Here is a 13,221-nt window from a genome sequence, read left to right as displayed (position 1 = left end):
GCATCCGGGGCTGACGGTATGGGGATAGTCGCAAGCGGGCCGCGTTGGGCGGCGCATTCTGCGAAAATCCTCAAGATTCGCCTGTAAAAGGTTGCGGTTAAGCCATATAAAGCTATGACATTGGTAGCAATTATTCTGGCCACCCTGGCTGCTGGTATCGGCAGTGTCTGGGTGGCCGCCTTGTTGATGAGTCTGGGAGGGGGGCGCACGCCAGGGCTGATGCCTCAGCGTTTGCTGAGCCTGGCGGCGGGAGCCTTGCTCGCCACGGCCTTTATGCATTTGCTGCCCGAGGCGTTCGAGAGCCACGGCAAGTCCCATGATCTGTTCGTGGTGCTGCTGATCGGGCTGGTGTTTTTCTTTCTGCTGTCCAAGGCCGAGCTATGGCACCACGGCCATGAGCATTCGCATGGCGACGCCCACCAGCATGTTCCCGTGCACCATGCTCACGGTCATGGCCACGATCACCAGCATGGTCACGCCCGCCATGAGCATGGCGAGCATACGCACGCTCACAGCCATGGCAAGGGCGGCTGGGCCATTCTGACGGGCGATAGCGTGCATTGCTTTGGCGATGGCGTGCTGATTGCATCGGCTTTCGTGGCCGACATCCGTCTGGGCCTGATCGCCGCGCTGTCGGTGCTGGCGCATGAGGTGCCTCATCACATGGGCGATATCGTGGTGCTGCGCCAGTCCAGCAGCAATCGCCGCGTGGCGCTGATCAAGGTGTCCATGGCAGGGGCCGTGACAACGCTGGGCGGGGTGGCTGGCTATTTCCTCATCGGACAGCTGCACGAGCTGCTGCCATATTTCCTGGTCATTGCGTCGAGCAGCTTTATCTATGTGGCGCTGGCCGACCTGATTCCCCAGCTGCAAAAGCGCCTGAGCGCCAAGGAAACCGCAGCCCAGGTCTTCTGGCTGCTGCTGGGCATCGTCATCGTGACGGTGATGAGCGGTGCGGCGCACAACCATGGACACGAGCATGAGCACGATCATGGTGCCGAGGTCGGGCATTCGCACGAGCCCGCCCCCGCGCCCGCGGCTGCTCATGAAGCGGCGCACAAGCACGAGCATTGATTGCAACTGCATTCGATAAAAAAACCGGCTTCCAGCCGGTTTTTTTATTCAGGAAATATCTTTGAGCTCGGTCTTGACCGCCGCCAGCTGGCGGCGCGAGACCGGCAGCAGCTCGCTCACACCTTGCAGGCGCAGGCCCCAGCCTTCGCCTTCCTGCGGGTCGTCATATTTCTCGAGGCCGCGCAGGGCCGCACGCAGCACCAGGGCGTTGCGGTGTATGCGCAGCAGATGCTCGCCATGGCGGGTTTCGAGATCGGCCAGTGCTCCGTCGAGGATGTAGTTGCGCTGCACGGTGCGCACGGTGATGTATTTCTGCTCTGCCTTGAGAAAACGTACTTCGGACAGCGGCAGCCGCAGCGTGCCGCCGCGCTCCTGGATCAGCAGGACGGGGCCGCTGTCCACGACGCTGCGCGTGCTCAGCGCACGTTCGGCCTTTTGCAGCGATTGCTGCAGGCGTTCCAGGCGTACGGGCTTGGTCAGATAGTCCACGGCATCGAGCTCGAAAGCCTGTAGCGCATGGCTGGCATGCGCTGTCACGAACACGATGGCGGGCGGGTTGGGCAGCTCGGCCAGAGCCGCTGCCAGTCGCAGCCCGTTGTGGCCCGGCATGTGGATGTCCAGCAGCACCAGTTGCACCGGGGCCGGCTGTGCAGCCTGCAGCATCTGCAGGGCTTGTTCGCCGTCGGCGGCTTCCTGAATATGGTGGGGGCCATGTGCGCAGTCGCCGAGCAGAGTGCGCAGTCTGGCGCGAGCCAGAGCTTCGTCATCAACGATCAGAATGTGCATGACGGGATTGTCCCGGTTTTGGCGCGGTCTGCTGCAAAGGCACGCTCAGGCGCACCACATACAGCCCGTCGCGCACCTTGGCGCTGAAACTGCCTTGCAGATCGTGCAGCAGCGACAGCCTGGCCTTGACATTGTCCAGGGCCATGCCATGGCCCGTGCTTTGATGCTCGGCGCTGGCTGGCGGCAAGGTGTTGATGATCTGGATCAGCGCCTCGTTGCCGCGCCTTTCGGTGCGGACCTGCAGCTTGCCGCCGCGCGCATTGGGCTCCACGCCGTGACGGATGGCGTTCTCCACCAGCGGCTGCAGCAGCAGCGGCGGCAGCAGTGCGCCATGCACGCTTTCATCGAGCTGCCACTGCATCTGCAGCCGCTCGCCAAAGCGAACCTGCTCTATGGACAGATAGCGCTGGGCCAGCTCTATCTCTTGCGCCAGCGTGGTGGTTAGATGGGGTTCGGCCAGCGCATAGCGAAACAGGTCGCTGAGGTCCTCGAGCAAGGCCTCGGCCTTGGCGGGTTCGGCACGCACCAGCGCAATCGCGCTGTTGAGGGTGTTGAACAGAAAATGCGGTCTGATGCGTGACTGCAGCTCGGTGAGACGGGCCTGGGTCTGCGCCGGCGTGTTGCCGCGCGCGCGCAGCACCAGCGCCGTCACCAGCAGCGCGGCCAGCAGGCCTCCCGTGACGGCACTGGCCAGCCAGGGGACTTTGGCTATGCCTATGAAGAGCAGCATGCCGCAGGCATAAAGCCCCGCGAGGGCACCCAGCAGCACGCCGGCCAGATACTGGCCGCGCGTGCCCAGGCGCTGCAACTGGTGCTTTAGGCTGCAGGCTGCTATCAGCCAGACCAGGGTGCCGGGCAGGCAAGCCCCGGTGAGCAGGGCGGCGCTGGAAAACCATTCCCAGAGCGAGTCCGCGCCATAGATGGCGGCCGTGCTCACCACCACCTGTACAAACAGCACGGCACGCAGGACCACACCGGCATTGCAGGCGTCGAACACCAGGACCGTGCGGGCCGATGCGGGAGTGGCGGCGATGAGCGGTGAAATGGGCACAGGTGGTCTGGAGCAGGGCGGTGTCTTGGATGCAGACTGGGGCAAAAAAGCACAAAGGGCATCCCTGTCGACAGGGCAGCATGCCCGGTCCGAATTTGCGCAAGTCCTGTGATTATTGGCCAGCAGCCGCTGTGCAGCTGCAATTCGCGCGGCATCTGTCGGTTTGATGCATCAGCGTTTGTGCTGACTCAAAACTAGGCTGCAGCCCTGCCTGCGGCCTGAAAGCGTCTGAGCGACCAGACCAGGCCTGCGAGAATCAGCAGCATGGGTGCCAGCTCGCCGAGCCGTGGCAGGCGCTGCTCGTAGAGGAAGTGGTAGGCCAGGGCGAACAGGGTCTCGAATACCAGCAGTTGGCCCACGAAGGTGATGGGCAGGCGCTGGCTGGCGGCATTCCACATCCAGTTGCCCAGCCAGGACGAGAGCACGGCCACGGCCAGGTTCAACAGCCAGAACAGCTGCCAGCGCTGGGCTGGAATGTCGGGGTTGTTGGCGCCGCTGGCCTCCGGCGATACCAGCCAGAGCAGCGCCCAGAGCAAGGCGCTGATCAGCCCTACGACCAGACCCCAGAGCGTGGACCATTCCGTGCCGTTGAAGCGACTCTGCGCCAGATAGCGGGTGTTGTCCAGCGCGTAGCGGCTCCAGCAGAGCATGGCCAGCACGGCCATCAGCACGCCCAGCAGATAGCGCCCCTGGCTGCCTTCGGGCCCTGTGGTCAGCGCATGGGCGTTGACGAGCACGATGCCGGTCAGGATCAGTGCCATCGGCGCCAGCATGCGGCGCAGCGGAAGCGCGCCATGGGTGTTGCGGCCCAGCAGCGGCACGGTGACGGGAACCAGGCCCACGATCAGCGAGGTCACGGCCATGCCTATCCATTGCACGGCCGTGGCAACCAGGGCAAAGTACACCACATTGCCCGTCAGGGCCAGCCAGACCAGATGCCGGATATCGGCCGCTTGCAGCCTGGGCAGCAGCCTGGTGGCCCGAGGCAGAAAAACGCATAAGGCCACTACACCATAGAGCACGAAGCGGCCAAAGGTGATCTGCAGCGGCGAGAACTCCGGCAGCATGGCCGGCACGAGAAAAATCGCGCCCCAGAGCGCGCAGGCGGCCAGCGCAAAACCGAGGCCGGAAATCAGGGAAGAGCGGGAATGCATGCCGGGAGGCGCGTCAGCCGCTTGGGCAGCGGCCTGGGAGGGAAGTGAGCGGGGACGATGTGATTGTCCGCGCAAGCCAGAAACCGGGTGGCTGCAGCCGGATTTGTCGGCTCGGGGAAATAAGGCTTGCAGGCCTTATCCATCAATTACATGGTGCTATTGATTAGTGAGTTTTTGGGGCGCGAATGCTGCTTTGTCGCAGTGGCCGGCAATGGCTCTGGGGTGCTCTGGCGCCGGCGCCGGGTCAGGCCGATAAAATCCCTGTTTCTGCTTTGCACAGCCGTCACGCCAAACTTCTGCATTGGGCGGCCTGTGGTTTTACGGGATTGTTGCCCTCACATGTCTACATCTGCTCCTTCGCACAACCAGCTCGATTCCAAGGCCGAAGCCTGGTCTGCCCTGTTCTCCGAACCCATGAGCGACCTGGTCAAGCGCTACACCTCCAGCGTGTTCTTTGACAAGCGCATGTGGCAGGCCGACATCCAGGGCTCTCTGGCACACGCCGAAATGCTGTCGGCCCAGAAGATCATTGCAGCCGAAGATTTCGCCTCCATCCAGAAGGGCATGGCGCAGATCACGGCCGAGATCGAGGCCGGCACTTTCGAGTGGAAGCTGGATCTGGAGGACGTGCACCTGAATATCGAGGCGCGCCTGACCCAGCTGGTCGGCGATGCCGGCAAGCGTCTGCACACCGGCCGCAGCCGCAACGACCAGGTGGCCACCGACGTGCGCCTGTGGCTGCGCAGCGAGATCGACCTGATCGAAGGCCTGCTCAAGGAGCTGCAACGCTCGCTGGTCGACGTGGCTGCCAAGAATGTGGACGTGATCCTGCCCGGTTTCACCCATCTGCAAGTGGCCCAGCCCGTGAGCTTCGGCCACCATATGCTGGCCTATGTGGAAATGTTCAAGCGCGACGCCGAGCGCATGCTGGACGTGCGCAAGCGCGTCAACGTGCTGCCCCTGGGCTCTGCCGCCCTGGCCGGCACCACCTACCCGCTGGACCGCGAGCGCGTGGCCAGGACCCTGGGCATGGAAGGCGTGAGCCAGAACTCGCTGGACGGCGTGTCCGACCGCGACTTCGCCATCGAGTTCACCGCTGCTGCCTCGCTGTGCATGGTGCACGTGAGCCGCCTGTCGGAAGAGCTGATCATCTGGATGAGCCAGAACTTCGGCTTCATCAAGATCGCCGACCGTTTCACCACCGGCTCGTCCATCATGCCCCAGAAGAAGAACCCCGACGTGCCCGAGCTGGCACGCGGCAAGACCGGCCGCGTGGTCGGTCATCTGATGGGCCTGATCACGCTGATGAAGGGCCAGCCCCTGGCCTACAACAAGGACAACCAGGAAGACAAGGAGCCGCTGTTCGACACGGTGGATACCCTGAAGGACACGCTGCGCATCTTCGCCGAGATGATCGGCGGCCAGCTCAACCCCGCCAGCGGCGTCAAGGAAGGCGGCATCACCGTGAATGCCGAGAACATGCGCGCTGCTGCCCTGAAGGGCTATGCCACGGCCACCGACCTGGCCGACTATCTGGTCAAGAAGGGTCTGCCCTTCCGTGACGCCCACGAAACCGTGGCTCACGCCGTGAAGCTGGCCACCATGAAGGGCGTGGACCTGACCGAGCTGCCGCTGGCCGAGCTGCAGGCCTTCAACCCCAATATCGAGGCCGATGTGTTCGAGGCCCTGAGTCTGGAGGGCTCGCTCAATGCCCGCAACACGCTGGGCGGTACGGCTCCGGCGCAGGTGCGTGCGCAACTGGCCAAGCACCACGCTCGTCTGGCCTGATGGACTCAAGCACTGTGGCGTAACGTTCACGCCTTGAAAGCGCCCTTTGCCGGGCGCTTTTGTTTTGGTTAGTCTGGAAAAAGCATAAGGAGAAAACACATGACGCAATCTCGTCGTCAATTGCTGAGAGCCGGTGCGGGAGCGGTGGCAGCATCGGCCCTGGGCCCGCTGGCCTGGGCCTCGTCGGGCCAGCCCATCCGCATTCTGGTGGGCTTTCCGCCCGGCGGTGGCTCGGATGCGATTGCGCGCCTGCTGGCCGACAAGCTCAAGGACGAACTGGGCGGTGCGACGGTGCTGGTGGAGAATCGCCCCGGTGCCGGCGGCCAGATTGCCGCGCAACTGCTCAAGGCCTCGCCTGCCGATGGCCATACGCTGTTTCTCACGCATGACCACACCATCTCCATCCTGCCCAAGGTCGTGAAAAAGCCGGGCTTCGATCCGCAACAGGACTTCATTCCCGTGGCCGGGGTCGCCACTTTCGTGAATGCGCTGGCCGTGTCCAGCAACACGCCGGTGAGGAATCTGGCCGAGTACGCGGCCTGGGCCAGGGGCAGTGCCAAGAACGGAACCATCGGCATTCCGGCTCCGGCATCGACGCCCGAATTTCTGGTCAAGATCCTGGCCGACCACTACAAGCTCGATCTGGTGGCGGCACCGTATCGCGGCAGCGCTCCCTTGCTGGCCGATATGCTGGGCAATCAGATTCCTGCCGGCATTGCCTCGGTGCCCGACTTCATGGAGAACCAGAAAGCTGGCAAGCTGCGCGTGATCGGCGTGCTGGGCGCCAAGCGCCAGGCCTCCATGCCCGAAGTGCCGACCTTGCTGGAGCAGGGCATCAAGGGCTTCGAGGACATGCCTTACTACGGCATCTTTGCGCCCAAGGGCGTGCCCCAGGCCTTTGTCGAGCGCTTTTCTGCAGCCGTGGGCAATGTGCTCAAGCAGCGTGACGTCTACGCGCAGCTGACGGCGTTGGGGCTTACAGTTGGATACATGAATCCCCGCCAGTTGGGGGAGCGTGAGGTCGCCTATTCCAAGGTTTGGGCCGGTATCATTCAGCGCAGCGGTTTCCAGCCGCAGTAGTTTCGCGCGTGCGGCACCTGCTCAAGGCCCTGCTTCACTTGCGAGGCAGGGCTTTTTGCATTCTGCCGTCTCGCACTGCTGCGTCGCTGACTCCAGACTTCAGATTCAAACAGCCAGGGCCGGCCACGCCGGCCCCAAAAGGAAGTGACTGTATGACTGTGCCTTATGCAGAGGGAAGGAAGAGGGAGCAGATCGCGCCGCACTGGCGCGCGCTGCTCAAGGCAGGCCTGTTATGGGGCCTGGCGGCCACGGCGGCCCATGCCGTGGGGGTGCGCCAGTTCAGCCCGCAGGGCGATGTAAGCAAGGTGGGCCAGGTGGTGGTGCAGTTCGATGGGGCAGCTGTGCGCTTTGGCGACCCCAAGGCCGCGGCGCCGGTCAATCTGCAGTGCAGCAATGCGCAGGCCGCCAAGGGCACGGGGCGCTGGAACAGCGAAAAGGAATGGGTCTTCGACTTTGCCCAGAACCTGCCCGCCGGCGTGCGTTGCACGGCCCAGCTCAACCCGCAGTTCAAGAGCGTATCGGGCGGGGCCCTGACGGGCGCAGCCAGCTATCAGTTCCAGACCGGCGGACCGCAGGTGGCCAGCATTGCGCCCGACACCTATGAAGAGGTGGACGAGCAGCAGTACTTTGCTCTGCGCCTGACGGGCGCGGCATCCGTCGACAGCCTCAAGCAGCGCGTCTGGTGTACCTCCGAAGGTGTGGGCGAGCGCATTCCCGTGCAACTGATCGAGGGCAAGGACCGCGAGGCCGTGCTCGAGCAGCGCCACTGGGACAAGGATGCCGCCAAGAACCCGCAGAACTATGCGGTGCTGGCCTGTAACCGCCGTCTGACCTCGGGCAGCAAGATGACCCTGGTCTATGGCAAGGGCGTGGCCATGGCCAACGGCCTGGTCAGCAAGGACGAGCAGCGCTACGAGTACCAGGTGCGCCAGCCCTTCAGCGCCGACTTTAGCTGCGAGCGCGAGAACGCCAACGCCGCCTGCCTGCCGATCCGTCCCATGCGGCTGTCATTCAGCGCGCCGGTGCCGCGCAAGCTGATCGAAGGCATACGCCTCAAGAGCGGTGCCTCGGCCGTGGCACCCATCATCGAGCAGAACGGCGACAAGCTGGCCGAGGATTCGCTGGTGGACAGCGTGAGCTTTCCCGCCACCATGCAGCCGAACTCCAAATATGTGGTGGAGCTGCCGCCGCAGTTCAAGGATGCAGCGGGCCGCACGCTGAGCAATGCCAATCTGTTCCCGCTGGCCACGGCCACGGGCAATATGCCGCCGCTGGTGAAGTTTGCCGCCGCGCCCTTCGGCATCGTCGAGCGCTTTGCCGAAGGCCCCAAGGGCCCGGCGCTGCTGCCCGTGACGCTGCGCAATGTGGAGCCGCAGCTTCTGGGCAAGTCGCTGGACGCCAGCGTGGTGCGCACCAAGAAGGGCGGCTCGGACGCCGACATCATCGCCTGGCTCAAAAAGGTCGAGCGCTATGACAGCTACAGCGTGGAGCGCAAGCGCGCTGCGCGTGATGTAAAGGTCTTGCCTCCTGTCATCAACGACGACAAGCACTGGGTGCAGACCCGCATGCTGTCGCTGCTGGACGGCCAGAGCCAGACCCAGACGCTGGAGCTGCCCAAGGCGGCCAAGAGCGACCCGCGCCCCTTTGAGGTCGTCGGCATTCCGCTGAACCCGGGCTTCCAGGTAGTGGAGATCGCCTCGCCCATGCTGGGCCAGTCTCTGCTCGACGAAGGCTATGGAGCGGGCCGCACCATGTATGTGCGCACCTCGGTGCTGGTGACCAATCTGGCCGTGCACTTCAAGCTGGGCCGCGAGAACTCCGTGGCCTGGGTGACGACGCTGGACAAGGGCAAGGTGGTGCCGGGCGCGACGGTGCAGGTCTCGGACTGCAACGGTCAGGCGATTGCTTCGGCCGTCAGTGATGCCCAGGGTCTGGTGACCTTCAACGGCCTCAATCCCAATCCGCCTTCCTGCAGCAACGAAGACGGCTACTACCGCAGCAACTCCTATTTCGTGAGTGCGCGGGCCAAGACCGAGGCTGGCGAGGAACTGGCGTTTGTCTGGAGCAACTGGAACAAGGGCATAGAGTCCTGGCGCTTCAATGTGCCGACCAGCTCCAGCAGCAAGCGCGACGAAGTCGCGCATACGGTGTTTGACCGCATGCTGTTCCGAGCCGGCGAAACCGTGTCCATGAAGCACTTTCTGCGTGCCCTGACGGGCCCCGGCAAGAACTCCACGGGTTTTGAACAGACCCAGGACAAGCCTGACCGCCTGACCATCACCCATCTGGGCAGCGGCCAGCGCTTTACCCAGGCCCTGAGCTGGAATGCCAACGGCAGCGCGAGCAGCGAGTTCCCCATCTCCAAGGCCGCCAAGCTCGGCGAATATGCGGTGGAGCTGGGCTATACCAATGGCAGCGGCCGTCGCTCCAGTTTCAGCACGGGCATCTTCCGTGTCGAGGAGTTCCGCCTTCCCGTGATGGAGGGACGTGTGGGCCCGGCCGGCAAGGAGCAGCTCTACGCTGTCAGCAGCGTGCCTGCCGAAGTGCAGATCAACTATGTCTCGGGTGGTGCCGCCGCCAATCTGCCGGTCAAGGTGTCGGCTCTGCTGCGCTCCAAATCGCTGGATTTCGCGGGATGGGATGGCTTCAGCTTCAACCCGCCGCGCAGTGCCCAGGACGTGGGCAGCAGCGACGATGAGGAAAGCACGGCGGCCGACGACACCAAGGTCGTGGCCGACAAGCTGCCCGTGACGCTGGACAAGAACGGTCTGGGCAAGGTCAGCATCGACAAGCTGCCCAAGTCGGGTGAGCCGCGCGAGCTGCTGATGGAAGCGACCTACGCCGACCCGAACGGCGAGGTGCAGACCCTGCGCAGCACGCGCACCATCTGGCCGGCTGCCGTGGTGGCAGGCGTGCGCTCCGAGAACTGGATCTCGGTGGACCGCAAGCTGCGCTTTCAGGCGCTGACGCTGGATACGGCAGGCAAGGCCCAGGCCGGCGTGCCCGTCAAGGTCGAGGCCGTGGCGCGCATCACCACCTCCAGCCGCAAGCGACTGGTGGGCGGCTTCTACAGCTACGACAACCAGACCACGCTCAAGAATCTGGGCACCGTGTGCTCGGGCACCAGCGACAGTCATGGCCTTGTTCAATGCGAGGCCCAGCTGTCCCAGCCCGGCGAGGTGGAGCTGATCGTCAAGGCTGCCGACAAGGAAGGCCGCAGCAGCCAGGCCGCGACCTCGGTGTGGGTCACGGGCCAGGGCGAACTCTGGTTCGGCGGCGAAGACCATGACCGCATGGACGTGCTGTCCGAGCGCAAGAGCTATGAGCCCGGCGAGACCGCGCGCTTTCAGGTGCGCATGCCCTTCCGCCGCGCCACGGCGCTGGTGGCAGTGGAGCGCGAAGGCATCGTCAGCACCCAGGTGGTGGAGCTGGCGGGTGACAACCCCACGGTGGACGTCAAGATCGAAGACAACTGGGGCCCCAATGCCTATGTCAGCGTGCTGGCGCTGCGCGGCCGCCTGATGGAAGTGCCCTGGTACAGCTTCTTCACCTGGGGCTTCAAGTCGCCGCTGGAGTGGTGGCGTGCCTTCTGGAATGACGGCAAGGAATTCATCGCGCCGACTTCCATGGTGGACCTCTCCAAGCCTGCCTTCCGTTTCGGCATGTCCGAAATTCGCGTGGGCCTGAAGAGCAATACGCTGGACGTCAAGGTTTCCTCGGACAAGTCCAGCTACAAGGTGCGCGGCACGGCCAAGGTCACCGTCAAGGCCACGCTGCCCGATGGCAAGCCTGCAGCAGGTGCCCATGTGGCGCTGGCGGCCGTGGACCAGGCCTTGCTGGAGCTGATGCCCAACAGCAGCTGGAATTTGCTCGATGCCATGCTGACGCGCCGCGAATGGGGCGTGCAGACGGCAACGGCCCAAATGGAGGTGATCGGCCGTCGCCACTACGGCAAGAAGGCCGTGCCTGCGGGCGGTGGCGGTGGCCGCAGCCCCACACGCGAACTGCTCGACACCCTGCTGCTGTGGAAGCCCGATGTGGTGCTGGACGGCAACGGCATGGCGCTGATTGAGGTGCCGCTCAACGACGCCCTGACCAACTTCCAGGTGGTGGCCGTGGCCGATGCGGGCGTGAGCCTGTTCGGCACCGGCCAGGCGGCGATCCGCACCACGCAGGATCTGCAGATCATCAGCGGCCTGCCGCCCCTGGTGCGCGAGGACGATCAGTTCCGCGCCCAGGTCACGCTGCGCAACACCTCGGCCAAGGCCATGAAGGTGGAGGTCACGCCGCGCGCCACGCTGCTGGAACTCAAGGCCCAGACCGTGGAGATTCCCGCCGGCGAGGCGCGTGAAGTGGCCTGGGATGTGAAGGCTCCGGCTCAGCTCTCCGGCACGCGTGCCGAGGCGCTGATCTGGGAGATTTCTGCGCGCGACACCGCTGGTGGCGCCGATGCGGCGCAGGATGCGCTCAAGGTCAGCCAGCGCATCGTGCCCGCCGTGCCGCTGTCGGTGCAGCAGGCCACGCTGGTGCAGGTCAACGGCAGCTATAGCGTGCCCGTGAATCCGCCAGCCGATGCGCTGCCAGGCCGTGGCGGCCTGCAGATGTCGCTGGTACCCAAGCTGACCGAAGGTCTGCCCGGCGTGCGCGACTGGTGGGCCCGCTACCCCTACTCCTGCCTGGAGCAGACCACCAGCAAGGCCGTCGGCATGAACAACGCCGAGCTCTGGGGCAGCACCATGGCCCAGCTGCCCAACTATCTGGACGGTGACGGCCTGGCCAACTACTTCCCGCCGCAGGACGGCTCGGTCAGCCGCGGCAGCGATACGCTGACCGCGCATCTGCTTAATCTGTCGGCCATGGCGCAGGGCGTTGACAAGCGCTTCGTGATCCCCGGAGCCGAACGTGCGCGCATGGAGGACGGCCTGATCGCGTTTGTGGAAGGCCGCATCCAGCGCAACTTCTGGAGCCCGCGCAAGGATCTGGAAATGCGCAAGCTGGCGGCGATTGCTGCACTGGCACTGTCGGGCAAGGCCACGCCGCGCATGCTCGACAGCATCAATGCCACGCCCAACCAGTGGCCCACGCACACGGTCATCGACTGGGTGATGCTGCTGCAGCGCATGAGCGAGGCGCCCCAGCGCGATGAGCGCCTGGCTCAGGCCATGCAGATTCTGCGTGCCCGCCTGACCTACAACGGCACGCGTGCCGGCTTCTCGACCGATCAGGACGATGGCTGGTGGTGGCTGATGCAGGGCCCTGACGTGAATCTGGCGCGTCTGATCCTGGCGACCATCAACGACCCGGCATGGGCCGAAGACATGCCGCGCCTGGTCAGCGGCTTTATCGCTCGCCAGCAGGGCGGTGCCTGGAACACGACCACGGCCAACCTCTGGGGAGCTCTGGCGCTACGCCGCTTCTCGCAGAAGTTCGAGTCCGAGCCCGTGGCCGGCAGCACCGTGGCCAGCATGAACGGCAACGAGGCCAAGGTGAACTGGGCCGAGGTCAGGCGCGCCACGTCCGAGGATGCGCAGGGCACGGCCCATTCCAACAGCGTCTTCGGTGAGCCCGTGCGCGCCGGCGGCCTGATGAACAACACCATGTTCATGCCCTGGGCCAAGGCCGGCAAGGGTCAGCTGAGCGTGACGCAGCAAGGCACGGGCAAGCCCTGGCTGACCGTGCAGTCCGTGGCGGCCGTGGCCCTGAAGGCACCGTTCAGCGCCGGCTACACCATCAAGAAGACCGTCACGCCCGTGGAGCAGGCCGACAAGGGCCTGTTCGGTGGCGGCCAGTACACGCGCGGCGATGTGCTGCGCGTGACGCTGGAAGTACAGGCCAAGACCGATATGACCTGGGTGGCCATCACCGATCCCGTCCCCACGGGGGCGACCATTCTGGGTGGCGGCCTGGGCCGTGATTCGGAGATCGCGTCCAAGGGCGAGAAGCAGGAGGGGGCCGGCTGGCTGGCCTACGAAGAGCGCAGCTTCGAGTCCTACCGTGCCTACTACCAGTATCTGCCTGCAGGGACGACCAAGGTCGAATACACGGTGCGCCTGAACAACGCCGGTGAATTCGCCCTGCCGCCCACGCGTGCCGAAGCGCTGTATGCGCCCGAGATGTTTGGCGAGATTCCCAACGCCAAGATCAAGGTGGTGATGCCCAAGTAAGCTTTCAGCGGTTTCCCGGCCATACGCCAAGCCCCGGTCTGCGCAAGCAGCCGGGGCTTTTTTCATGCACTGATGCTATGGATATTGAAGCTGCTTTCGCATTTAAAAAGGATGATTCAAGATC

Annotated in this window: 7 protein-coding genes; 4 read left to right on the top strand and 3 right to left on the bottom strand. The window is 64.5% G+C overall.

What is annotated here, in order from left to right; genetic code table 11:
* The first annotated feature begins 114 nt into the window (after nucleotides 1-114).
* A complete protein-coding gene (locus tag EIC84_RS05860; protein WP_003067784.1) occupies nucleotides 115-1,074 on the top strand; it encodes a ZIP family metal transporter in 960 nt (319 codons plus the stop codon).
* Nucleotides 1,075-1,122: 48 nt separating this feature from the next.
* Here the strand turns inward: EIC84_RS05860 and EIC84_RS05855 are convergent, their stop codons facing one another.
* The 3 genes from EIC84_RS05855 to EIC84_RS05845 form a co-directional block, all read right to left on the bottom strand.
* Entirely contained in the window at nucleotides 1,123-1,860 is a 738-nt protein-coding gene (locus EIC84_RS05855; RefSeq protein WP_003067782.1) for a LytTR family DNA-binding domain-containing protein, read from the bottom strand.
* Nucleotides 1,841-2,911, bottom strand: coding sequence for a sensor histidine kinase (locus EIC84_RS05850; protein ID WP_003067780.1), 1,071 nt, complete (start codon nucleotides 2,909-2,911; stop codon nucleotides 1,841-1,843). The genes EIC84_RS05855 and EIC84_RS05850 overlap by 20 nt, the downstream gene beginning before the upstream one ends.
* 194 nt (nucleotides 2,912-3,105) lie before the next feature.
* Nucleotides 3,106-4,065 (bottom strand): DMT family transporter, encoded by a 960-nt coding sequence (locus tag EIC84_RS05845; protein WP_003067778.1) that lies wholly within the window; start codon nucleotides 4,063-4,065, stop codon nucleotides 3,106-3,108.
* Between the two features lie 339 nt (nucleotides 4,066-4,404).
* Between EIC84_RS05845 and argH the strand changes: the two genes are divergently transcribed.
* The 3 genes from argH (at nucleotide 4,405) to EIC84_RS05830 (ending at nucleotide 13,097) form a co-directional block, all read left to right on the top strand.
* A complete protein-coding gene (gene argH / locus EIC84_RS05840; protein WP_003067776.1) occupies nucleotides 4,405-5,853 on the top strand; it encodes an argininosuccinate lyase in 1,449 nt (482 codons plus the stop codon).
* Nucleotides 5,854-5,952: 99 nt separating this feature from the next.
* Entirely contained in the window at nucleotides 5,953-6,933 is a 981-nt protein-coding gene (locus EIC84_RS05835; protein WP_003067774.1) for a Bug family tripartite tricarboxylate transporter substrate binding protein, read from the top strand.
* 152 nt (nucleotides 6,934-7,085) lie between these two features.
* Nucleotides 7,086-13,097 carry an alpha-2-macroglobulin gene (locus tag EIC84_RS05830; protein ID WP_003067772.1) on the top strand — a complete coding sequence of 2,004 codons (6,012 nt, stop codon included), beginning with the start codon at nucleotides 7,086-7,088 and terminating at the stop codon, nucleotides 13,095-13,097.
* The last annotated feature ends 124 nt before the right edge of the window (nucleotides 13,098-13,221 follow it).

Source organism: Comamonas sp. A23 (assembly GCF_004522605.1).
Taxonomy (GTDB): Bacteria; Pseudomonadota; Gammaproteobacteria; order Burkholderiales; family Burkholderiaceae_C; genus Comamonas; species Comamonas thiooxydans.
The sequence above is the reverse complement of the archived record's forward strand: the minus strand, read 5'-3'. Positions and strand labels throughout refer to the sequence as shown.

Excerpts from the sequence above, each read along its gene's own strand:
- EIC84_RS05860 (WP_003067784.1), top strand. The coding sequence starts at position 115 with ATGACATTGGTAGCAATTATTCTGGCCACCCTGGCTGCTGGTATCGGC.
- EIC84_RS05855 (WP_003067782.1), bottom strand. The coding sequence starts at position 1,860 with ATGCACATTCTGATCGTTGATGACGAAGCTCTGGCTCGCGCCAGACTG.
- EIC84_RS05845 (WP_003067778.1), bottom strand. The coding sequence starts at position 4,065 with ATGCATTCCCGCTCTTCCCTGATTTCCGGCCTCGGTTTTGCGCTGGCC.
- argH (WP_003067776.1), top strand. The coding sequence starts at position 4,405 with ATGTCTACATCTGCTCCTTCGCACAACCAGCTCGATTCCAAGGCCGAA.
- EIC84_RS05835 (WP_003067774.1), top strand. The coding sequence starts at position 5,953 with ATGACGCAATCTCGTCGTCAATTGCTGAGAGCCGGTGCGGGAGCGGTG.
- EIC84_RS05830 (WP_003067772.1), top strand. The coding sequence starts at position 7,086 with ATGACTGTGCCTTATGCAGAGGGAAGGAAGAGGGAGCAGATCGCGCCG.